The organism is Hydrogenophaga sp. T2 (assembly GCF_049843535.1).
Classification (GTDB): domain Bacteria; phylum Pseudomonadota; class Gammaproteobacteria; order Burkholderiales; family Burkholderiaceae_C; genus Hydrogenophaga; species Hydrogenophaga crocea.
The window spans coordinates 386,049-406,992 of the sequence record NZ_JBBHZJ010000004.1; the positions used below are offsets into that span (position 1 = coordinate 386,049).

Annotated in this window: 20 protein-coding genes; 16 read left to right on the forward strand and 4 right to left on the reverse strand. The window is 73.1% G+C overall.

Annotated elements, in window-relative coordinates; all coding sequences use genetic code 11:
• Positions 1–3 precede the first annotated feature (3 nt).
• From WDZ95_RS12060 to WDZ95_RS12105, 10 genes are all read left to right on the forward strand, one after another.
• Entirely contained in the window at positions 4–687 is a 684-nt protein-coding gene (locus WDZ95_RS12060; RefSeq protein WP_425778699.1) for a fimbrial biogenesis chaperone, read from the forward strand.
• On the forward strand, positions 668–2,968 hold the full coding sequence (locus WDZ95_RS12065) for a fimbria/pilus outer membrane usher protein (protein ID WP_425778701.1): 2,301 nt from the start codon (positions 668–670) through the stop codon (positions 2,966–2,968). The genes WDZ95_RS12060 and WDZ95_RS12065 overlap by 20 nt, the downstream gene beginning before the upstream one ends.
• On the forward strand, positions 2,965–3,465 hold the full coding sequence (locus WDZ95_RS12070) for a Csu type fimbrial protein (protein ID WP_425778703.1): 501 nt from the start codon (positions 2,965–2,967) through the stop codon (positions 3,463–3,465). Before WDZ95_RS12065 ends, WDZ95_RS12070 begins: the two co-directional genes overlap by 4 nt.
• A 230-nt stretch (positions 3,466–3,695) precedes the next feature.
• A complete protein-coding gene (locus WDZ95_RS12075) occupies positions 3,696–4,562 on the forward strand; it encodes a hypothetical protein (RefSeq protein WP_425778705.1) in 867 nt (288 codons plus the stop codon).
• 100 nt (positions 4,563–4,662) lie between these two features.
• Positions 4,663–6,018 carry a glycosyltransferase gene (locus tag WDZ95_RS12080; RefSeq protein ID WP_425778707.1) on the forward strand — a complete coding sequence of 452 codons (1,356 nt, stop codon included), beginning with the start codon at positions 4,663–4,665 and terminating at the stop codon, positions 6,016–6,018.
• Positions 6,015–6,704 (forward strand): TVP38/TMEM64 family protein, encoded by a 690-nt coding sequence (locus WDZ95_RS12085; protein WP_166225241.1) that lies wholly within the window; start codon positions 6,015–6,017, stop codon positions 6,702–6,704. Before WDZ95_RS12080 ends, WDZ95_RS12085 begins: the two co-directional genes overlap by 4 nt.
• Entirely contained in the window at positions 6,701–8,431 is a 1,731-nt protein-coding gene (locus WDZ95_RS12090; protein WP_425778710.1) for an ArnT family glycosyltransferase, read from the forward strand. Before WDZ95_RS12085 ends, WDZ95_RS12090 begins: the two co-directional genes overlap by 4 nt.
• Positions 8,432–8,501: 70 nt before the next feature.
• A complete protein-coding gene (gene hpnD / locus WDZ95_RS12095) occupies positions 8,502–9,368 on the forward strand; it encodes a presqualene diphosphate synthase HpnD (RefSeq protein WP_425778712.1) in 867 nt (288 codons plus the stop codon).
• The gene (gene hpnE, locus WDZ95_RS12100; RefSeq protein ID WP_425778714.1) at positions 9,365–10,693 is read left to right on the forward strand and encodes a hydroxysqualene dehydroxylase HpnE; all 1,329 of its coding nucleotides are present in this window, start codon (positions 9,365–9,367) and stop codon (positions 10,691–10,693) included. Before hpnD ends, hpnE begins: the two co-directional genes overlap by 4 nt.
• 59 nt (positions 10,694–10,752) lie before the next feature.
• Positions 10,753–11,217: an SH3 domain-containing protein gene (locus tag WDZ95_RS12105; protein WP_425778716.1), complete on the forward strand. Its 465-nt coding sequence runs from the start codon at positions 10,753–10,755 to the stop codon at positions 11,215–11,217.
• An 89-nt stretch (positions 11,218–11,306) separates the two neighbouring features.
• Here the strand turns inward: WDZ95_RS12105 and WDZ95_RS12110 are convergent, their stop codons facing one another.
• Both WDZ95_RS12110 and WDZ95_RS12115 read right to left on the reverse strand, forming a co-directional pair.
• Positions 11,307–11,966, reverse strand: a complete 660-nt coding sequence (locus WDZ95_RS12110; protein WP_425778718.1) for a glutathione S-transferase family protein — start codon at positions 11,964–11,966, stop codon at positions 11,307–11,309.
• Positions 11,948–12,697, reverse strand: a complete 750-nt coding sequence (locus WDZ95_RS12115; RefSeq protein WP_425778720.1) for an HAD family hydrolase — start codon at positions 12,695–12,697, stop codon at positions 11,948–11,950. The genes WDZ95_RS12110 and WDZ95_RS12115 overlap by 19 nt, the downstream gene beginning before the upstream one ends.
• Positions 12,698–12,716: 19 nt before the next feature.
• On the opposite strand from WDZ95_RS12115, the gene hemH reads away from it, so the two are divergent.
• The 6 genes from hemH to kdsA all read left to right on the forward strand — a co-directional run bounded on the left by hemH (position 12,717) and on the right by kdsA (position 18,948).
• Positions 12,717–13,817 carry a ferrochelatase gene (gene hemH, locus WDZ95_RS12120; RefSeq protein ID WP_425778722.1) on the forward strand — a complete coding sequence of 367 codons (1,101 nt, stop codon included), beginning with the start codon at positions 12,717–12,719 and terminating at the stop codon, positions 13,815–13,817.
• A 43-nt stretch (positions 13,818–13,860) separates the two neighbouring features.
• Entirely contained in the window at positions 13,861–14,307 is a 447-nt protein-coding gene (locus WDZ95_RS12125; RefSeq protein ID WP_425778723.1) for a tripartite tricarboxylate transporter TctB family protein, read from the forward strand.
• Between the two features lie 24 nt (positions 14,308–14,331).
• Positions 14,332–15,858 (forward strand): tripartite tricarboxylate transporter permease, encoded by a 1,527-nt coding sequence (locus WDZ95_RS12130; protein ID WP_425778725.1) that lies wholly within the window; start codon positions 14,332–14,334, stop codon positions 15,856–15,858.
• 35 nt (positions 15,859–15,893) lie between these two features.
• A complete protein-coding gene (locus tag WDZ95_RS12135; protein ID WP_425778727.1) occupies positions 15,894–16,586 on the forward strand; it encodes a response regulator transcription factor in 693 nt (230 codons plus the stop codon).
• Entirely contained in the window at positions 16,583–17,971 is a 1,389-nt protein-coding gene (locus WDZ95_RS12140) for a sensor histidine kinase (RefSeq protein WP_425778729.1), read from the forward strand. Before WDZ95_RS12135 ends, WDZ95_RS12140 begins: the two co-directional genes overlap by 4 nt.
• Before the next feature lie 128 nt (positions 17,972–18,099).
• On the forward strand, positions 18,100–18,948 hold the full coding sequence (gene kdsA / locus WDZ95_RS12145; protein ID WP_425778731.1) for a 3-deoxy-8-phosphooctulonate synthase: 849 nt from the start codon (positions 18,100–18,102) through the stop codon (positions 18,946–18,948).
• Between the two features lie 24 nt (positions 18,949–18,972).
• On the opposite strand, the gene WDZ95_RS12150 is transcribed toward kdsA, so the two are convergent.
• On the reverse strand, positions 18,973–19,836 hold the full coding sequence (locus tag WDZ95_RS12150; RefSeq protein WP_166225207.1) for an alpha/beta fold hydrolase: 864 nt from the start codon (positions 19,834–19,836) through the stop codon (positions 18,973–18,975).
• Entirely contained in the window at positions 19,833–20,930 is a 1,098-nt protein-coding gene (locus WDZ95_RS12155) for a branched-chain amino acid ABC transporter permease (RefSeq protein WP_425778734.1), read from the reverse strand. The genes WDZ95_RS12150 and WDZ95_RS12155 overlap by 4 nt, the downstream gene beginning before the upstream one ends.
• Positions 20,931–20,944: the final 14 nt, after the last annotated feature.

Below are 20,944 nucleotides of genomic sequence, written 5' to 3' on the forward strand. Positions count from 1 at the left end.
GCCGTGCACGCCGCCTTCGTCGCCGCCCTCGCGGGGCTGCTGTTCGCCCAGAGCGCACAGGCCTTCCAGGTGCGCCCGGTGCGCGTCGACCTGGGCAGCCGCGCCGCCGCCACCCAGCTCATGGTGCACAACCCCACGCCGCGTCCGCTGCTGCTGCAGGCCGAGGTGTTCGACTGGTCGCAGCCTGCCGAGGCCGGCGACGAGCTGCGCCCCTCGACCGCGCTGATCGTGAACCCGCCCATCCTCGAGATCGCCCCGGGCGCCTCGCAGGTGGTGCGCGTGGGCCTGCGCGGCCCGGTGGAGGCCGGCGTGGAGCGCAGCTACCGCCTCTGGCTCACCCAGGTCGCCACGCCCGAACTGCTCGAAAGCGGCGTGCAGCTGCTCATGCGCGTGAGCCTGCCGGTCTTCGTCACGGGCGCCGGCACGCCCGGCCCGCAGCCGCACTGGAAGCTGGGCGAGAACGGCGTGGAGCTGCGCAACAGCGGCCTGCGCCACCTGCAGGTGCGCGCGCTCAAGCTCACCGCCTCCGACGGCCGCCAGGCCACGCTGGGCCCGTGTTACGCCCTGCCCGCCGGCCTGTGCCGCTGGGCGCTGCCCGCGGGCTGGACGCCGGGCGCGCTGCGCTGGGAAGCCGACAGCGATGCCGGCCCGCTGGCCGGGGCGCTCGATGCGCCGTCGCCGCTCTGAGGGCCTGTGGCGCCTGCTGCTGTGGCTTGCCCTGCTGGGGCCGGCCGCGGTGCACGCGCAGCCCGCGCCGCGCCTGATCGAGGTCTGGCTCAATGGCCAGCGCGTGGACACCTACGCGCCGCTGATGGAAGAGGCCGGCGCCTGGTACGCACCGCGGGCGGTGCTGCAGCAGTGGCGGCTGCGCCCGGTCGATGCGCCGCGCTGGATCGAGGGCGCCGCCCACCACCGGCTGGACGCCTGGAACCCGCTGTTCGACGTGGCCGCGCAGCGCCTGGTGCTCGACGCGCCGATCGCCGACTTCGAACCCCAGCGGCTGCAGATCGACGGCGCGCCGGCGACCCGCACGCCCATCGTGGAGCCGCTGCCCGGCGTGGCGCTCGACTACTCGAGCAACCTCGAGTCCGACCGCGGCGGCAGCCGCCACGCCACCCTGCTCGACGTGCGCGCCTTTGGCTGGAGCGCGGGCGGCCTGCTGCGCAGCAGCGGCGTGCTGCGCGGCGGCGCCGATCTGCAACACCTTCCACGCTGGCAGCGCCTGGACACCGCCTGGACCCACGCCGATCCCCAGGGCCTGCGCCGCACCACCGTGGGCGACAGCATCACCTGCGGCGGTGAACTCGCGCCCGCGCTGCGCTTTGCCGGCGTGCAGCACGGCACCGACTTCGCGCTGCGGCCCGACCTGATCACCCAGCCCCTGCCCGCGGTGCAAGGCAGCGCCCAGGTGCCCAGCGGCGTGGACCTGCTGGTCAACGGCCGCGCCGCGGGCACGGCCAGCGTGGGGCCGGGCCGCTACACGCTCGACGCCCTGCCCGGTGTGACCGGCGCGGGCGAAATCCGCGTGGTGCAGCGCGACGTGCTCGGCGTCGAGCAGGTGCAGACCGTGCCCTACTACGTGAGCCCGCGCCTGCTGCGCGAAGGCCTGTCCGATGGCTGCGCCGAGGCCGGCGTGCTGCGCCGCGGCTACGCCACCAGCGCCGACACCTACCGCGACGGCTTCGTCGCCGGCGCCTTGCGCCACGGCCTGCGCAACGACCTCACCCTGCTCGGGCGCGCCGAACTCGCGCGCCACGCGCGCACCGCAAGCGCCGGCCTGCACTGGGTGCCGGCGCGCCTGGGCGTGTTCAGCGCCCAGTTCGCCACCAGCGACACCGAAGGCCTGGGCCGCGGCCAGCGCAGCGTGCTCGGCTTCGAGCGCATCGGGCGGCGCGGCACGTTCAACCTCACGGCCGAGGCCAACGGCGCGCGCTTGCGGCTGCTCGACGGCAGCGCGCCGCCGCGCCGGCGCATCGGCCTGTTCGCGGGCACCTCGGTCGGCCAGACCACCTGGTCGGGCGGCGCCATCTGGCAGCGCGACGCCCTCGACCGCCCCGCCCGCGTGCTCACCGCCGGCGTGCAGCGCCGCCTGGGCGCGCAGTGGCACCTGGGCGCAAGCCTGTTCCGGCGCGAGGGCAGCACCAGTGTGGCCGTGCTGTTCACGCGCGCGCTCGACCCGCGCACCTCGGTGGCGGTGCGCGTGCAGGGCGGCGACCAGCCCGGCCTGACCGCGCAGGCGCAGCGCAACGAACCCACCACCGGTGGCCTGGGCTGGCGCGTGCAGGGCGGCAACGAAGCGCTGCGCGGCCTGGCCGGCCTGAGCTGGCTCGGCGAGGCCGGCCGGGTCGAGCTGCAGGCCGCGCGCTGGCGCGACGACCCGTCCACGCATTGGCGCGCCACCGCGCAGGGCGGTGTGCTGTGGTTCGGAGGGGCGCCCGTGGTCGGCCGGCCGCTGGGCGACACCGCGGCCGCGCGCGTGGAGCTCGACGGCCTGCCCGGCGTGGGCGTGCAGCTCAACCACCGCGACGTGGCCGTGACCGACGCCCGCGGCCACGCCTGGGTCTGGGGCCTGCTGCCCTGGCAGGACAACACCGTGGGCATCGCCGCCGACGTGCTGCCGCTGGACGTGGCCGTGACCGTGCCCACGCTCAACGTGCGCGCACCGGCCCAGACCGCGGTGCGCGTGCGCTTTCCGGCGCAGCGCACGCGCTCGGCGCTGCTGGTGGTGCTGCGGCCCGATGGCGCCTACGTGGCCGCCGGCTCGCGCGCCACGCGCCTGGGCGACGAAGGCTCGGCAGGCGCGCCCTTCGCCCACGGCGGTCAGGTCTGGATCGCCGACGCCGCGGCGCAGAACGTGCTGCGCATCGAAGGCCCGCAGGGCCTGTGCCACTTGAAGTTCACCCTGCCCGAGGACCTGCCCATGGCCACCCTCGGCCCGCTCACCTGCACCCCGGAGCTGCCCTCATGACCCCCGCGCTGCGCTGGCTCGCCCTGCCACTGCTCTGGCTGGCCCTGAACACGGGCGCACAGGCCCACACCTGCAGCGTCGCGGCCACGCCGCTGGCCTTCGGCGCCTACACCTCGCCGGGCGGCGCGCGCGTGGACAGCCAGGCCGGCGTCACCGTGACCTGCACCCCCACCTACCTGCTGCTCGCCTGCAGCGTGAGCTACACGCTCACGCTCTCCAGTGGCAGCAACGGCAGCCCCGGCAACCGCCAGATGGCCGCCGGCAGCGGCCGCCTGGGCTACGGCCTCTACAGCGACAGCAACCGCCAGAGCGCCTGGGGCGACGGCGGCGCGGGCGGGCCCGGGGTGGGCGGCACCATCAGCACCAACCTGCTGGGGCTGGGCGTGGTCTGCCTGGCCGGGGCGAAGAACCACACGGTCTACGCGCGCATCCCCGCCAACCAGGTGGTGCCCGCGGGCAGCTACGGCGACACGGTGGTGCTCACCATCACCTATTGAGGCGGCGGACCGGCTGTTTGGCCGAGGGCGCGCAGACGGGTGGCCGACCCGGGGAACAGGCCGTGCGAACCGACCACCCACGGCCTGCTTGCGCCATCCCGGGCGAAGCCCCTTCCCCCTTGCCCATGACCCCGCTGTCCGAAATCCGATACTCGCACGCCATCCCCGCGGCTCACCCGGCGAAGCTGCCGGCATCAAAGGCCGCGCCTGCCCGGCCGGCCCGCCCGCCCATGTCCTACCTGCCCGCGCTGCTGCGGCGGCTGCCTTGCAAAGCCGAGTCGCTGCAGCAGGCCTGGGCCGATCTGCACGTGAGCCGCCGCGAATACAAGGCCATGCTCGACGACGTGAGGCAACTGGCCCGACGGCGCGTGCCCGGCCGACCCCATAGCCTCAAGCAGGCCCGGGCCGCGGCCATGCTGGCCATGATGGCCATCAAGACGGCGCCACCCGGCGAACAAGACGGCCTGAACAAGCCTGGCGCGCGCGAGCGCCTGTATGCCTGCGCGGTCGAGCTGCTGCAGACCTCGTCGAACGACTTGGCCCAGCTCAAGGCCGACTGGGTCCTGCAGGAAATGCGCTGGTACGCCGAAGCCGCCGACCAGCACCCTGGCATCCTCCCGTCCGAGGTGGTGCCCAGGGCCTGGATGGAAAAGGATGTGCTCGACGGCCCTCCGGTCGACAACGTCCGGCGCATCGTGGGGGCCGCCGTCCCGGAGCGGGCACGCAAGAAGGCCGCCGGGCGGCAGGCGGACCGCCTGAAGGCCGCCCTGCTCGCCTCGCGCGTGGGCGAGGGCCAGCGTTCGGCCAAGCGGCAGGCGGCCGCCGAACTCGCCGTGCTGGCGTTGGTCACCGCCGGGGCCCGGACCGGCCCGGGCATGACGTCCACGCAGGGCATGGAAACCCTGTTCGAGTGCGCCCTGGCCCTGATCGACCCCATGGGCTTTGGCCAGGCCCTGACATCCACCGATGGCCGGGCCATCCTCGGCGCCTTGCACGAGGCCTGGGCACCAGGCATCACCGATCCGGACCTGCTGCTGAAAGCGGTGGCCCGGCACGAATTGCGGTTGGTGCTCGAACGCGAGGCCCGCCTGGCCTGACCCCCGCGGGCCCGGACTAATGTCCAGTTAATCCCGGCCCGTTCTGATCGCCGGCCTGCCCTGCCCGCAAGCCCGCCCGCCGCCCGCGCGGGCGCCTTCCATGGACGCGATCAACCAGCTCCTCATGCCCTGGTGGAACCTGCCACCGTCTGCGCCGCCGGCCCTGGCGCTGCTGGCGCGGCTGGCCAGCGACAGCCTGCCGTGGGCCGCGGCCGCGGCGGTCGCCGCGCTGGTGCTGGCCGGCGGCCCCTGGCGGGTGGCCGCGCGGCACATGCTGCTCGCCATGGCCCTGGCCTGGCTGCTGGCCCGGGGCCTGCAGGCGGCCTGGCCCATGCCCCGTCCCGCCGCGCTGGGCCTGGGCACGCAATGGATGCCGCACGGCCACTCGTCCACCTGGCCCAGCATGCACGCCACGGTGGCCGCGGCGCTCGGCGCGGCTGCGCTGCTGACGGCCCCGCGCCGCTGGCTCGCGCTGGCCGGTCTGGGCCTGGCCGCGGCCGTGGCCTGGAGCCGCGTGGCCCTGGGCCTGCACTTTCCGCTCGACGTGTTCGCGGGCATCGCGGTGGGCGGGCTGAGCGCCTTCGCGCTGGCCCCGCGCCCCCGCGCCGCAGCGCCCACGGCCCTGCCCCGCTGGTTTCCCGGCGCGCCCCTGGCCGCCGCCACCGTCCCCACCGCCACCCCGAGGAGCACGCCCATGACTGGCACGTCCCTGGAAGTCTCCGTCCTCATCCCGGCCAAGGACGAGGCCGACAACATCGGTCCGCTGGTGGCCGAGATCGCCGCCGCCCTCAACCCCCACATCGGCTTCGAGGTGGTGCTGGTCGACGATGGCAGCCGCGACGCCACCGGCGAGGTCTTCCTCGACCAGTGCCGGCGCAGCGGCGTGCGCGGCCAGTTGCTGCGCCACGAGCACAGCTGCGGCCAGAGCACCGCGCTGCTCACCGCGGCCCGGCACGCGAACGGGCGCTTCCTGGTGACCATCGACGGCGACGGCCAGAACGACCCGGCCGACATCCCCGCCCTGATCGCCGAGGCCCGCCGGCTCCTGAGCGGCGGCCCCGATTTCTGCGTCGCGGGCCACCGCCGCCACCGCCAGGACACGCGCTGGAAGAAGCTGCAGTCGCGCATCGCCAACGCGGTGCGGCGGTGCGTGCTCGACGACGGGGTGCCCGACACCGGCTGCGGCCTCAAGCTCATCCCGCGCCAGACCTGGCTCAGCCTGCCCTACTTCGACCACATGCACCGCTTCCTGCCCGCGCTGGTGCAGCGCATCGGCGGGCGCGTGGCGGTGGTGCCGGTGAACCACCGGCCGCGCCGCGCGGGCATCTCCAAGTACACCGCCTGGAACCGGCTGTGGGTGGGGCTGGTCGACATGGTCGGCGTGCGCTGGCTGATGCGGCGCAGCCAGCGCCCCACGCTGAGCGACAAGCAGACCGTGGGCGAACCGGCGCCATGACGAAGACGCTGATGGCCCTGGTCGTGAAGCCGCTCGTGTTCACGGGCGTGATCACGCTGGCCTTCCTCGCGCTGCACTACGGCTGGTGGGGCCCGGTCACCGAAGAAGACCTGCTGCACCGGCTGTTCCTGCACCACTGGAGCGTGGCCTGGCCGGTCTTCGGCGTGGCGGCCGTGGTCTACACCGCGCTCGGCGGGCCGCGCCAGGTGCTGGCCTTCAGCTGCGGCTACCTCATGGGCGGCTGGCAGGGCGCCGCGGTGAGCACGCTGCTCACGGTGGCGGGCTCGCTGCTCACCATGGCGGTGGTGCGCCATTTCACGGGCAACTGGATCCGCCAGCGCCACGCGGCGCGCGTGCAGGCCCTGCAGCAGCTGCTGGCGCAAGACACCTGGCTGTGGATCTGCCTGCTGCGCCTGCTGCCCGTGGGCAGCAACCTGGCCACCAACATCCTCGCGGGCCTGGCCGGCCTGGGCTTTTCCGAAGTGGCCCTGGGCAGCGCCATCGGCTACCTGCCGCAGATGGTGATGTTCAGCTACGCCGGCTCGGGCCTGGCCCTGCACAGCAGCACCCAGCTCTGGGCCAGCCTGGCCACGCTGCTGGTGTGCACCGGCATCGGCCTGTACCTGTACCGCAGCGGCCTGCGCGAGCGGCTCGACACCCTGCGGCGCGCCGCCCCCCCGACATGAACGCCCCCGACACCGCCCCGCGCGCGGGCCGCGCCATCGGCATCGCCGTGCTGATGATCGCCACCCTGCTGGTGCTTGCCGCCGGCATCGGGCTGCGCTCGCCCTGGCCCGCCGACGAGCCGCGCTTCGCGCAGATCGCGCGCGAGATGGTCGAGTCGGGCCAATGGCTGTTCCCGATGCGCGGCGGCGAGCCCTACCCCGACAAACCGCCGCTCTTCATCTGGCTGGTGGCGCTGTTCTACCTGGCCACCGGCCAGCTCAAGATTGCCTTCCTGCTGCCCAGCGCGCTCGCGGGCGCCGGCACGGTCTGGCTGGTGCACGACATCGGCCGGCGCATCTGGGGCGCCGAGGCGGCGCGCAACGCCGTGCTGGTGCTGCTGCTCACGCCGCAGTTCCTGCTGCAGGCCAAGGGCGCCCAGCTCGACGCGCTGGTGTGTTTCTGGATCACGCTGGGCTGCTACGGCCTGCTGCGGCACTTCGTGCTCGGGCCGAGCTGGGGCTGGTACCTCGGCGCTTTCGCGGCCATGGCCCTGGGCATCATGACCAAGGGCGTGGGCTTTCTGCCGCTGTTCATGCTGATCCCGCTCGCCGCCTGGGGCGCGCGCACGGGCGCAGAAGGCGGCCGGCTCTGGGGCGCGCGCAGCTGGCTGGGCCTGGCCGTGCTGCTCGGCGTGCTGGCCCTGTGGCTGGGGCCCATGCTGTGGGCGGTGCAGGCCTCGGGCGACGAGGCGCTGCGCGCCTACCGCGACGACATCCTGCTGCGCCAGACCGCCGGCCGTTACGCCAACCCCTGGGGCCACATCAACGCCTGGCACTACCTGTTCACCGCGGCCATTCCCAGCGTGTGGCTGCCGCTGCTGCTGCTGTTCGCCACGCAGGGCCGGCGGCTCGCGGCGCTGCTGCGCCAGGACCGCACGGTGCGTGTGCTCATGGCCTGGGCCCTGATGGTGCTGGTGTTCTTCTCGCTCAGCCGCGGCAAGCGCATCGTGTACATCCTGCCCGCGCTGCCCATGCTGAGCCTGGCCGCGGGCGTGCTCTGGCAGCGCGCGCGCGAGGCCGGCAACACCCGCACCACCACGATCGCACTGCGCGCGGTGCTGGTGCTGGCCGGGCTGGCGGTGCTGGTGCTCGGCGCGGTGGCGCGTTTCAAGCCCGGCCTGTTCGGGCCGCGGCTCGAGGACTACGGCGATGCGCTGGCGGGCCTGTCCCTCCCGATGCTGCTGCTGGGTCTGGGGCTGCTCGCGGCCACCGCCCTCACCTGGCGCCGCGAGGTGCTCGAACAGGGCGTGCTGGTGTCGCTGGCCGGCTGGCTCGCGCTCTCGCTGTGGCTGTGGCCGGCCATGGACGCGCACCGCACGCCGCGCGCCGTGATGGAGCGGCTCGAACAGCGGCTCGAGCCCACGCGCGAGGTGGGCCTGCTGCAGTTCAAGGAGCAGTTCCTGCTGTTCTCGCGCCGGCCGCTGCACCACTTCAGCGTGCTCGCGCCGCTGGCCGAGCAGGAGCGCAACGCCTGGCAGTGGCTGCGCGAAGACCCCACGCGCGTGCTGCTGGTGCCCGACTCGCTGCGGCTCGAATGCTTCGACATGGCGCGGCTGCAGGTGCTGGGCAGCGCGCACGGCGAGGACTGGGGCCTGCTCGACGCCGGCGCGATGCGACCCGACTGCGAAGCGCCCCGCGTGGTGCGCCGCTACAGCTGGCGCCCGCAGCGCCTGGACATCCTGCGCTGAGCGCCGGCGTCCGGGTCCGCGCCCGGGCACCGCGGGCGCGGCCATCGAGTGCGTACACTCGCCGCAACCCATGAGCCCGCAAGACTACGTCCAGCAGAAAGCCGCCGCCTCGGGCAGCAGCTTCTACTACGCCTTCCTGTTCCTGCCCCCCGAGCGCCGCGCGGCCATCACGGCCTTCTACGCCTTCTGCCGCGAGGTCGACGACGTGGTCGACGAGGTGAGCGACGCCGGCGTGGCGCAGACCAAGCTGGCCTGGTGGCGCAGCGAGGTGGGCCGCGCCTGGCAGGGCCAGCCCACGCACCCGGTGACGCAGGCGCTGATGCCGCTCGCGCCCACCTTCGGCATCGAATCGCGCCACCTGCTGGCGGTGATCGAGGGCTGCCAGATGGACCTCGAACAAAGCCGCTACCTCGACTTCCCCAACCTGCAGCGCTACTGCCACCTGGTGGCCGGCATCGTGGGCGAGGTGGCCGCGCGCATCTTCGGCCAGACCGATGCGCGCACCACCGACTACGCGCACCGCCTGGGCCTGGCCTTCCAGCTCACCAACATCGTGCGCGACGTGGGCGAAGACGCGATGCGCGGGCGCATCTACCTGCCCATCGACGAGCTGCAGCGCTTCGACGTGAAGGCCCACGAGCTGCTCAAGCGCGGCGCCGCACCCGGCGGCGACGCGGCCGACTTCGAGCGGCGCTTTCGCGCGCTCATGGCCTTCCAGTGCCAGCGCGCGCTCGACACCTACACCGAGGCCCTGGCCCTGCTGCCCGACGCCGACCGGCGCGCGCAAAAGCCGGGCCTCATGATGGCCAGCATCTACCGCACCCTGCTGCACGAGATCGCGGCCGACCCCATGGCCGTGCTCACGCAGCGCGTGAGCCTGACGCCGCTGCGCAAGTTCTGGCTCGCCTGGAAGGTGCAGGCGCTGGGGCGCCTGTGAACCGGGTCGCGGTGGTCGGTGGCGGCTGGGCCGGCCTGGCGGCGGCCGTGGCCCTGGCCGAGAACGGCCAGCAGGTGTCGCTGTTCGAGGCCGCGCACGCGCTCGGCGGGCGCGCGCGCCGGCTGGTGCTGCACCGCGGCGATGGCCTCGCCTGCACGCTGGACAACGGCCAGCACATCCTCATCGGCGCCTACAGCGACACGCTGGGCCTGATGCAGCACCTGGGCGTGGCACCGCTCGATGTGCTGCACGCGATGCCGCTGTCGCTGCGCTTCGCCGACGGCCGCGGCCTGCAGGTGCCCGACTGGGCGCGGTCCTGGCGCGCGCCGTTGGACGCGCTGGCGGCCATCGCCACCGCGCGCGGCTGGGGCTGGGGCGACCGCCTGGGCCTGCTGCGCGCCACGCTGCGCTGGCGCGCCGCGAACTTCGACTGCCCGCCCGAGGCCAGCGTGGCCGCGCTGTGCCGCGGCGTGTCGGCGCGCGCCATGGAAGAACTGATCGAGCCGCTGTGCGTGTCGGCGCTGAACCTGCCGAGCGCGCAGGCCAGCGGCCGTGTGTTCCTGCGCGTGCTGCGCGACGCGCTGTTCGGCCAGGCCACGGCGGGCATCGCGCCCGCGGCGCTGCTGCTGCCGCGCGTGGACCTGTCGGCCCTGCTGCCCGACGCGGCCGAGCGCTGGCTGCTCGAGCGCGGGCAGTCGGTGCACACGGGCCGCCGGGTCGAGCGCATCGCGCGCGACGGCGCGGGCTGGCAGCTGCAAACGAGCGACGGCACCGAAGCGCATTTCCAGCGCGTGGTCTGGGCCACGGGCGCGCCCGCGGCCGCGCGTGCCCTGGCCGCCGTGGCGCCCGAATGGGCGCGCTGCGCCGAGGCGCTGCAGCACACCGCGATCACCACGGTCTACGCCTGGGCGCCCGCGGCGCGGCTGGCGGCGCCCGTGCTCGCGCTGCGCGGGGGCCCGGCGCAGTTCGTGTTCGACCGCGGGGCGCTGAGCCCGCGCGACCCGGCCATGCAGGGCGTGATGGCGCTGGTGCTCAGCGCCAGCGAAGGCGAGCGCGAGGCGCTGCAGGCGGCGGCGATCGCGCAGGCCGGCGCGCAGCTGGGCATCCACCTGCTGCCGCTGCAGACCGTGACCGAAAAACGCGCCACCTTCGCCTGCACACCCGGCCTGCAACGGCCGCCGGCCGTGGTGGCCGAGGGCCTGTGGGCGGCGGGCGACCACGTCGACGGCCCCTACCCGGCCACCCTCGAAGGCGCGGTGCGCAGCGGCCTGGAGGCCGCCCAGCGGGCGCTGGGCAAGCCCGTGCGCGCGGACCGGGGAACCTAGCCCCCGGGCCGCGGTCCCTCAGGTCCAAGACCGTTCACCACCAGACCGAGGAGTACCCCATGGCGGCTGCCACCGTTGCACGACCCTTTTCCCGCGGCTTCATCGCCCTGTCCCTGTCGCTCGCGGCGCTCGCGGGCGCCAACGCCCAGACCATGGTCAGCATCAGCGGCAGCACGGTGAACATGCGCGAGGCCCCCACGCTGGACAGCACCGTGCTCTGGGAACTGCAGCGCGGCTACCCGCTGGAGGTGACCGGGCGGCGCGGCAGCTGGCTCGCGGTGAAGGACTTCGAGGGCGACACCGGCTGGGTCGCGCGCTCGATGACCGGCAAGGCACCGCACCACATCGTCAAGAGCCCGACCCTGAACCTGCGCAGCGCGCCCAGCACGTCGAGCGCGGTGGTCGCGCAGATGGCGCGCGGCGAGCTGCTCAAGACGCTCGAGAAGCGCCGCGACTGGGTGCGTGTGGAGCGCGCGAGCGGCGAGACGGGCTGGGTTTCGCGCCGCCTGGTCTGGGGGTTCTAGGCATCCAGCCCCCACGCTCCGCCGCTGCGCGGGTCGCTGCCCCCCGAGGGGGCTGATCCGGCTTGGGGCGGCCCGGCGCCGGATCGGGCTCAATACCTGGTTTTGACCGCGCGGTACGCGGGCCGCGCCAGGCAGGCCTTGAGCCAGGCGTGCGTGAGCGGGTGCTCGGCCATGAGCGGGCCCGAGGCCCGCGCCCACAGCAGCACGCTGGCCACGCACAGGTCGGCGATGGTGAAGCGCTGCGCCGCGAGGTGTTGCTGGCCGGCGGCCTGCTGGCGCTGCAGGTGTGCCTCGATCACGCGCAGCGGCACCGCGAGCCGGCGCTCGGCGGCGTCGGCCAGCGCAGGCTTGCGGCGCGGCTCGGGCATGGCCACGCGGTGCGCGAGCACGGTGAGCGCGTCGGCCTCGCATTCGTTGACGGCCCAGAAGCTCCAGCGCAAGGCCTCGGCCTCTTCGCGCGGGCTGGCGGGTGCAATGCCCTGGCCATCGGCCACGCCGTGCACGCGCGCGAGGTAGAGCGCGCAGGCCATGCTCTCCCACACCACCACCTCGCCCTCGGGGCGCGCGTCCACCAGCACCGGGATGTGGCCGTTGGGGTTGAGCGCCAGGTGCTCGGGCGTGCGCGTGGCACCGCCCAGGTAGGGCGTGGGCACGTGCGTGAAGGCCAGGCCGAGCTCGGTCGCGGCCCACAGCGGGCGCAGCGCGCGCGAGGCGGCGATGCCGTGCAGGGTCAGGCCAGCTGGTTGCACAGGCTCATGAGGTCGGGCACGGTCAGGTGCGGCTGCAGCGGGGCGTGTTCCCACTCGCGGCCGTCGCGGTTGACCCAGGCCACCTGCAGGCCCGCGATCAGGCCGCCGAGCGCGTCGAGCTGGGCGTCGTCGCCCACGTGCAGCACCTCGCCGGGGCGCACGCCCGCGGCCTCGGCCGCGGCGTGGAAGATGCGCGCGTCGGGCTTGCCCACGCCGAACTCGCGCGCGCTGATGCTGTGGTGGAAGTGCTGACCCAGGCCCACGCGGTGCACGTCGGCGTTGCCGTTGGACAGCGCCACCACCGGGTAGCGGCCGGCCAGCCATTCGAGCGCGGGCAGCGCGTCGTCGAACAGCTCGACGCGGTGGCGCGCCTCGAAGAACACCTCGAAGGCTTCTTCGGCGAGCTCGGGGTCGTCACCGGCCTTGAGCAGCACGAAACGGATCGACTCGCGGCGCAGCGCGCTCAGGTCGTTGGAGAGGTCGGGCCGCTTGATCTGCAGGTAGTGGCGCGCCTCGCGCAGCGCCTGCGGGTTGCCCGCGAGCACCGCGGTGGCGGGGGCGTGCTCGCGCAGCCAGGCGGCCAGCGCGGCCTCGGCGCGTTCGATGGTGGGCCAGATCGGCCACAGCGTGTCGTCCAGGTCGAGGCTGATGGCCTTGATGCGGCCCGCATCCAGGGCCTGAAGCACAGCGGATCGCAGGGGCTCGTGGGTCGGGCTCGGGGTCTTGTTCATGCGTGCGGGAGAATAGCGCATGCCCTCCCCGACGTTTGCGCCCGAACCCCCATACGCCCACGGCAGCCCGGCCCGCACCGCCGTGCTGCTGTGCAACCTGGGCACCCCCGACGAACCCACCGCGCCCGCGCTGCGCCGCTACCTGGGCGAGTTCCTGTCCGATCCGCGGGTGGTCGAGATCCCGCGCCTGGTCTGGCTGCCCATCCTGCACGGCGTGATCCTGCGCGTGCGGCCGGCCAAGTCGGCCGCCAAGTACGCGAGCATCTGGACGCCCGAGGGCTCGCCGCTCAAGGTCTGGACCGAGAAGCAGGCCAAGCTGCTCGGCGGGTACCTGGGCGAGCGCGGCCACCAGGTGCAGGTGCGTTACGCCATGCGCTACGGCAACCCCTCGATCGCTTCGGTGCTCGACGCGCTCAAGGCCGAGGGCGCCACGCGCATCCTGCTGCTGCCGGCCTACCCGCAGTACAGCGGCACCACCAGCGCGAGCGTGATCGACGCCGTGACGGCCTGGAGCGCCCGCCAGCGCCACGTGCCCGAGCTGCGCTTCGTGAACCGCTACCACGACCACCCGGGCTACATCGCCGCGCTCGCGCGCTCGGTGCGCGCGCACTGGCAGGCCCACGGCCAGGCCGAACAGCTGGTGATGAGTTTTCACGGCGTGCCCGAACGCACCCTGCACCTGGGCGACCCCTACCACTGCGAGTGCCTCAAGACCGGCCGCCTGCTCGCGCAGGCCCTGGGCCTGGACGCCAAGGGCTACCGCGTGACCTTCCAGAGCCGCTTCGGCAAGGCCAAGTGGCTCGAGCCCTACACCGAACCCACGCTGGTGGCCATGGCGCAGCAGGGCGTGAAAAGCGTGCAGCTGATCTGCCCGGGCTTCACGGGCGACTGCATCGAAACGCTCGAAGAGATCGACATGGAAGCGCGCGCGGCCTTCACCCAGGCCGGCGGCGAGCGCTTCGAGTACATCGCCTGCCTCAACGACCGGCCCGAGTGGATCCAGGCGCTCACCGACATCGCCGAGCAGCACCTGCAGGGCTGGCCCACGCGCGAGCCCGTGACCGCCCAGGCGCTCGAGGACAGCCGCCAACGCGCAATCGCCCAGGGCGCGCGCCGCTGAGCGATCAGGTTCCGGTCAGGCACCGGCACCTAGGCTCGCGGCCATGAAAATCACCCGCGACACCCACGACCTGGTCGGCGGCGGTCTGATGACCGCCATCGGCCTTTTCTTTGCGCTGCACGGCAGCGCCTACGACTTCGGCAGCACGGCCCGCATGGGCCCGGGCTACTTCCCGGTGGTGCTGGGCTGGACGCTGGCCGCGCTCGGCCTGCTGGTGGCCCTGCCCGCCTGGTGGCGCCGCGGCAGCGCCATTGCCGTGGAATGGGGCAGCCTGTTCTGGTGCGTGCTGAGCCTGCTGGTCTTCGCGTTCACGCTGCACGGGCTCGGCGTGGTCCTGGCCTCGTTCACCACCGCGCTGATCTCGCTCACGCCCACGGCCATGGCGTGGCGCACGCGGCTCACGGTCTGCGCGGTGGTGGCGCTGCTCACCACGCTGATCTTCCCGATCGGCCTGCAGATGGTGCTGCCGATCTGGCCCTGGAGCCCCTGAGCCCGCCCCAGCGAGAACCCTGCCATGGAATTGCTCAACAACCTCTGGTTCGGTCTGCAGGTCGCGGCCGATCCCATCAACCTGCTCTACTGTTTCCTCGGTGTCTTTCTGGGCACCGTGGTCGGCGTGCTGCCGGGCATCGGCGCGCTCGCGGCGATCTCGCTGCTGCTGCCGCTGTCGTACCACATCCCGCCCACGGCAGCGATCATCATGCTCGCGGGCGTGTACTACGGCGCGCAGTACGGCGGCTCCACCGCCTCCATCCTGCTGAACCTGCCGGGCACGCCCTCGTCGGCCGTGACCTGCATCGACGGCTACCCGATGGCGCGCAACGGCAAGGCCGGCGTGGCACTGTTCGTCACCACCATCGCCTCGCTGGCGGGCGCGATGTCGGGCCTGGTGCTGCTCACGCTGTTCTCGCCCGTGATCGCCGAGGTGGGCCTGAAATTCGGCCCCGCGGAGTTCTGCTCGATGATGCTGCTGGGCCTGGTCGCCGCGTCCTCGGTGAGTTCGGGATCGGCGCCGAAAGGCCTGGCCATGATGGTGTTCGGCCTGCTGCTGGGCATGGTCGGCACCGACATCAATTCCGGCGTGGCGCGCTTCGCCTTCGACGTGCCCGAACTCACCGACGGCATCAACCTCGTGGCGCTGGCCATGGGCCTGTTCGGCATCGCCGAGGTGGTGCGCTGCATCAAGTCGGCCGACGCCAACCGCAAGATCGAGAAGATCTCGCTGCGCTCCATGGCGCCTTCGCGCGAGGAGTTCAGGGCCACGGTCAAGCCCATGGCCCGCGGCTCGGCGCTGGGCTCGGCGCTGGGCGCGCTGCCCGGTGTGGGGCCGTCGATCGCGGCCTTCATGGCCTACGCCATCGAGAAGAAGGTGGCGCACGACCCCAGCCGTTTCGGCAAAGGCGCCATCGAGGGCATCACCGCGCCCGAATCCGCCAACAACGCGGCCGCGCAGACCGCCTTCGTGCCCTCGCTGTCGCTGGGCATCCCCGGTGACGCGGTGATGGCCGTGATGCTGGGCGCGCTGATCATCCACGGCATCCAGCCCGGCCCCATGCTCATCAGCGAGCAGCCCGCGCTGTTCTGGGGCCTGGTGGTGAGCTTCGCGATCGGCAACATCATGCTGGTGATCCTCAACCTGCCCACCATCGGCCTGTGGGTCGCGCTGCTGCGCATCCCGTTCGCGTGGATGTACCCGGCGATCCTGGTGTTCGTGGCCCTGGGCGTGTACAGCGTCAACAACAACGGCTTCGACATCTACCTCGTGACCGCACTGGGCGTCATGGGCTACCTGCTCATGGTGCTGCGCTTCGAGCCCGCGCCGCTGCTGCTGGGCTACATCCTGGGCCCGCTGATGGAGGAGTACCTGCGTCGCGCCATGCTGATCTCGCGCGGTGACCCGATGGTGTTCATCGAGCGCCCCATCAGCGCCACGCTGCTGGCCATGACGGCGGCGCTGCTGCTGTGGGCCTTGTGGTCGACGCTGCGCGGCAACCTGCGCGCCAGGCGGCAGCTCGCCGCGCTGCAGGCCGCGGCCGATTGAGGGCGCCACCACGGCCGTCTGCTAGCCTCGGACCGATGCGGATCCTGTTGGTGGAAGACGATGCGGTGCTGCGCGAGGTGATCGCGCGCAGCCTGGCCGATGCCGGGCACCGGGTGGACGAAGCGGCCAGCGCGCAAACCGCCGCCCACCTGTGGCGCGTGCAGCCCTTCGACGCGGTGCTGCTCGACCTCAACCTGCCGCAGCGGCCGCACACCGGCAGCCCCATGGGCAACGGCCTGGCCGTGCTGCGCGAGGCGCGCTCGCGCGGCGACCGCACCCCCGTGCTGGTGCTGACCGCACGCAACCGCACCGAAGAGCGCATCGCCGGCCTCGACAGCGGCGCCGACGACTACCTGGGCAAGCCCTTCGACCTCGCGGAGGTGGAGGCCCGGCTGCGCGCCCTGGTGCGCCGCGCCACCGGCAGCGACGACCTCACCCGCCTCGGCGCGCTCGAGCTCGACCGGCGCGCACGCCAGTTCAGCGTGTCGGGCCAGCCGCTGGACCTGCCCGCGCGCGAGTTCGAGGTGCTGTGGGAGCTCATGAGCCCGCCGGGCCGCGCGGTGAGCAAACGCGAGCTGTCCGACAAGCTCTCGGACTTCGACGAAGCGCTGGCCGACAACGCGCTCGAGGCCTTCATCTCGCGCCTGCGCAAAAAGCTCGCGGGCAGCGGCGCGGCGATCCGCACGCTGCGCGGCATCGGCTACCGCGTCGAACCCGAGGCGCCATGAACCGCACGCCCGCGCCCTCGTTGCGCGCGCGCCTGTGGCGGCACGTGATGCTGCCCCTGGCCCTGAGCTGGCTGATCGGCACCGTGGCCACGCTGGGCGTGGCCAGCCACTTCACCGAGCGCGCCTTCGACCGCGCACTGCTCGACGACGCCTACGCAATCGCCTCGCACCTGCAGGCCCAGCCCGATGGCACAGTGGCGCTGCAGCTCTCGCCGGGCGAGCTCGAAGCCGCCCTGTTCGACCAGGCCGAGTTCGTGCACTACGCGGTGCTGCGGCCCGACGGCTCCACGCTCACGGGCACACCGCTGCCCGCGTTGCGCCCGCCCTTGCCGGGCCAGAGCTTTCGCTACGGCAATGCGTTGCACGACGGCCGCGTGGTGCGTGGCGTGGTGCTGCGCCACGAAGTCGGCGATCAGGCGCTGCACGTGGTGATGGCGCACACCACGCGTGTGCGCAACGAGCTGCTGCACCAGCTGCTCCTGTACGGCGCCCTGCCCCTGCTGCTGCTGCTGGGCCTGCTGGCCCTGGCGATCTGGCGCAGCATCTCGCGCGACCTCGCGCCGCTGGGCCGGCTGCAGGCCACGCTCGCGCACCGCGACGCCAAGGACCTCACGCCGGTGGCGATCGCGCCGTCCACGCGCGAGATCGAACACCTGAGCCATGCCGTCAACGACCTGTTCGACCGCCTGGGTCGCAGCGTGCACGCCCAGCACGAGTTCGCGGGCAACGTGGCGCACGAGCTGCGCACCCCGCTCGCGCGCATCCGCGCACTGGCCGACTACGGCCTGGCGCATCCCGACGCCGCGGCCACGCGCGAGCAGTTGCGCCAGATCGCGCACAGCGCCGAGCGCGCGGGCCGGCTGGTGCACCAGTTGCTCGACCTCGCGCGCGCCGACGAAGCCGCGCTCGCACTCAAGCCGCAGCGGCTGGCGCTCGCACCGCTCGTGGGCCAGGCGGTGCTGCGCCACCTCGACCGCGCCGACGCGCAGGGCGTGGACCTGGGCGCGCGCGGCCTCGACGACGGCGCCGACGAGGTGTACGTGATGGCCGACGCGGTGCTGATCGAGGGCATCCTGGACAACCTGATCGACAACGCGCTGCGCCACGGCGGCACCACGCTCACCATCGAGCTCGACGCGGACCGCGCCGCAGGGCACTGCACGCTCGCGGTGGCGGACGACGGCCCGGGCATGGACCCGGCGGCGCGCGGCGAGCTGGTCAAGCGCTGGTCGCAGGGCGGCGAACGCAGCGGCGAGCGCGTGGGTGCGGGGCTGGGCCTGTCGATCGTGGCGCGCTATGCGCAATTGCTGGGCAGCACGCTGCGGCTCGATGCCGACGAGCACGGGCGCGGCCTGCGGGCCAGCCTGTGCCTGCCGCTGGCCTGAGGCTCGCGGGCCGCGCGACCCGGGCGACCCGGGCGACCCGGGCGACCCGGGCGACCGAGGCAACTCGCACGACAATACGCGCCTGCCCGCCGCTGCCGCCGGGCCCTCGCCCCTTTGCCGACCGCCCCATGACCACCATCGCCATCACCCCCACCGTCCGCTGCGCCAACGACCTGCCCTTCGTGCTCTTCGGCGGCATGAACGTGCTCGAGTCCATGGACCTGGCGCTGCAGGTCTGCGAGCACTACGTGCAGGTCACGCAGCGCCTGGGCATCCCCTACGTGTTCAAGGCCAGCTTCGACAAGGCCAACCGCTCGTCCATCCACTCGTACCGCGGCCCGGGCCTCGACGATGGCCTGAAGATCCTGCGCGCGGTCAAGGAGCGCTTCGGCGTGCCCGTGATCACCGACCTGCACGAGCCCTGGCAGGCCGAGCCCGTGGCCGCGGTGGCCGACGTGATCCAGCTCCCCGCCTTCCTCGCGCGCCAGACCGATCTGGTGGTGGCCATGGCCCAAACCGGGCGCGTGGTGAACATCAAGAAGCCGCAGTTCCTGAGCCCCTCGCAGGTGGTGCACATCGTCGAAAAATTCCGCGAGGCGGGCAATGCGCAGGTGCTGCTGTGCGAGCGCGGCGCGAGCTTCGGCTACGACAACCTCGTGGTCGACATGCTGGGTTTCGGCGTGATGAAGCGCACCACCGGCAACCTGCCCATCATCTTCGACGTGACGCACGCGCTGCAGCAGCGCGAGGCGGGCGGCGCGGCCTCGGGCGGGCGGCGCCAGCAGGTGGTCGACCTCGCGCGCGCCGGCATGGCTGTGGGCCTGGGCGGCCTGTTCCTTGAAGCCCACCCCGACCCGGACCGCGCGAAGTGCGACGGCCCGAGCGCGCTGCCGCTCGACAAGCTCGAGCCCTTCCTCGCGCAGGTGAAGGCGGTGGACGATCTGGTGAAGTCCTTCGCGCCGCTGGACATCCGCTGAACGCGCGCGGGCGCGCGCGCGGATTCAGTGCCCGCTCAGGAACCGCTGCACCAGATCGAACTGGTCGGGCACGTTGAGCGCGGGCGCGTGGCCACAGCCCGGAATGGTCACCACCAGCGCGCGCGGCCCGCGGTCGCGCATGGCCTCGGCGGTGTCGGCCAGCAGCAGGTCGGACTCCGCGCCGCGCAGGCACAGCACCGGCACCTCGATGCGGTCGAAGGTGGGCCAGAGCTCGTAGTCCTGCGGGTGGTGCTCGAACTGCTGCACCATGGCCGGGTCGTAGTGCGGCGTCACGCGGCCGTCGGGCAGGCGGCGCAGCGAGCTCTCGGTGAGCTGGCGCCACTGCGCGTCGGGCAGGTAGCCATAGGGCTTGTAGACGGTGCGGAAGAACTGCTCGAGCTCGTGCACCGTGCCGAAGGCCGGTGGGTTGCCGGCGTAGGCGCGGATGCGCGCCACCGCGGGCGCGGCCAGTTGCGGCCCGATGTCGTTGAGCACCAGGCGCTCGATGCGGCCCTGCAGCGGCCCGGCCGCGCACACCATGCCGATCGCCCCGCCCATGGACGTGCCCACCCAGTGGAAACGCTGCAGGCCGAGCTGGTCCACCAGCGAACGCGCCAGCCGCGCGTAGAACGACAGGCAGTACTCTTCCTGCGGCTTGGGGCTCCACTGCGACAGGCCGCGTCCGAGCGTGTCGGGGCAGATCACGCGCCAGCCCTGGGCGCACAGGTGCGCGGCCAGCGGGTCCATGTCGCGCCCGGTGCGCGCCAGGCCGTGCCAGGCGATCACCACCGGGCCGCCGGCCTGCGCGGGCACCCAGTCGGTGAAGTGGATCTCGCGGCCCTCGCAGACGAGGTAACGCGAACGCGGTTCGGGGGTGGCGAGGTTCATGCGCCCTCCTTCGTGCCTTTGAGCGATGCGCGCTCGCGCAGCTTGCCCACCACGCCGGTGGGGAAGTGGTAGACCGAGAGCACGAACAGCAGGCCGAGCCAGAGCAGCCAGCGGTCGGGCGTGAGCAGGGCGGGCAGCAGCGGCACGCCTTCGGTGAGCGCACCGGCCCAGCGCAGCAGGTCCTGCAGGTAGCTCTGCGCCACCAGAAACACCACGCTGCCGATGATCGCGCCGTAGAGCGTGCCCATGCCGCCGATGACCACGATCAGCAGGATGTCCAGCATGATCTCGAAGGACAGCGAGGTGTCGGGCCCGTTGTAGCGCAGCCAGAGCGCCAGCAGGCAGCCCGCGAGCGTGGCGAACGAGGCGGCGATCACGTTGGAGAGCGTGCGGTACACCACCGTGCGATAGCCCAGGGCCTCGGCGCGGAAGTCGTTTTCGCGGATCGCCTGCAGCACGCGGCCGAAGGGCGAGTTCACGATGCGCAGCATCACCAGGAACATGGCCGTGACGCACACGAACAGCAGGTAGTAGGTGATGAAGCGGCCGTTGAGCGCCACCGGGCCGAACGGGCCCTGGAAGTCGTCTTCCATCAGCGCGAAGCCGGGCGAGAGCAGCTCGGGCAGGCGGAAGGTCAGGCCGTCTTCACCGCCGGTGATGTCCGAGAGCTGCGAGGCCAGCGTGAGGAAGGCCGAGGCCACGGCGAGCGTGATCATGGCGAAGAAGATCGCGCGCACCCGCAGCGAAAACAGGCCGATCAGCAGCGACAGCAGCAGCGACAGCACCAGGGCCCCGAGCGCGCCCACGATCAGCGCCCACCAGGTGGGGCCGAGCGCGGTGGCCGAGATGGCGATGCCGTAGGCGCCGATGCCGAAGAACATGGTGTGCGCGAAGCTCACGATGCCGGTGTAGCCGAGCAGCAGGTCGAAGCTGACCACCAGGGCGATGAAGATCAGCACCTTAGCGGCCACGTTGAGCGCCTTCACGCCCGGAAACAGGAAGGGCGCGAAGGCCAGGCCCAGCACCAGCAGCGCGAGCAGCACCGCCAGCGGGCGGCTGCGCGGCAGGTCGTGGGAGAGCAGACGGGACAACACGGCGGGTGTTCCTC

Excerpts from the sequence above, each read along its gene's own strand:
- WDZ95_RS12065 (WP_425778701.1), top strand. The coding sequence starts at position 668 with ATGCGCCGTCGCCGCTCTGAGGGCCTGTGGCGCCTGCTGCTGTGGCTT.
- WDZ95_RS12070 (WP_425778703.1), top strand. The coding sequence starts at position 2,965 with ATGACCCCCGCGCTGCGCTGGCTCGCCCTGCCACTGCTCTGGCTGGCC.
- WDZ95_RS12075 (WP_425778705.1), top strand. The coding sequence starts at position 3,696 with ATGTCCTACCTGCCCGCGCTGCTGCGGCGGCTGCCTTGCAAAGCCGAG.
- WDZ95_RS12080 (WP_425778707.1), top strand. The coding sequence starts at position 4,663 with ATGGACGCGATCAACCAGCTCCTCATGCCCTGGTGGAACCTGCCACCG.
- WDZ95_RS12085 (WP_166225241.1), top strand. The coding sequence starts at position 6,015 with ATGACGAAGACGCTGATGGCCCTGGTCGTGAAGCCGCTCGTGTTCACG.
- WDZ95_RS12090 (WP_425778710.1), top strand. The coding sequence starts at position 6,701 with ATGAACGCCCCCGACACCGCCCCGCGCGCGGGCCGCGCCATCGGCATC.
- hpnD (WP_425778712.1), top strand. The coding sequence starts at position 8,502 with ATGAGCCCGCAAGACTACGTCCAGCAGAAAGCCGCCGCCTCGGGCAGC.
- WDZ95_RS12105 (WP_425778716.1), top strand. The coding sequence starts at position 10,753 with ATGGCGGCTGCCACCGTTGCACGACCCTTTTCCCGCGGCTTCATCGCC.
- WDZ95_RS12115 (WP_425778720.1), bottom strand. The coding sequence starts at position 12,697 with ATGAACAAGACCCCGAGCCCGACCCACGAGCCCCTGCGATCCGCTGTG.
- hemH (WP_425778722.1), top strand. The coding sequence starts at position 12,717 with ATGCCCTCCCCGACGTTTGCGCCCGAACCCCCATACGCCCACGGCAGC.
- WDZ95_RS12125 (WP_425778723.1), top strand. The coding sequence starts at position 13,861 with ATGAAAATCACCCGCGACACCCACGACCTGGTCGGCGGCGGTCTGATG.
- WDZ95_RS12130 (WP_425778725.1), top strand. The coding sequence starts at position 14,332 with ATGGAATTGCTCAACAACCTCTGGTTCGGTCTGCAGGTCGCGGCCGAT.
- WDZ95_RS12135 (WP_425778727.1), top strand. The coding sequence starts at position 15,894 with ATGCGGATCCTGTTGGTGGAAGACGATGCGGTGCTGCGCGAGGTGATC.
- WDZ95_RS12140 (WP_425778729.1), top strand. The coding sequence starts at position 16,583 with ATGAACCGCACGCCCGCGCCCTCGTTGCGCGCGCGCCTGTGGCGGCAC.
- kdsA (WP_425778731.1), top strand. The coding sequence starts at position 18,100 with ATGACCACCATCGCCATCACCCCCACCGTCCGCTGCGCCAACGACCTG.
- WDZ95_RS12150 (WP_166225207.1), bottom strand. The coding sequence starts at position 19,836 with ATGAACCTCGCCACCCCCGAACCGCGTTCGCGTTACCTCGTCTGCGAG.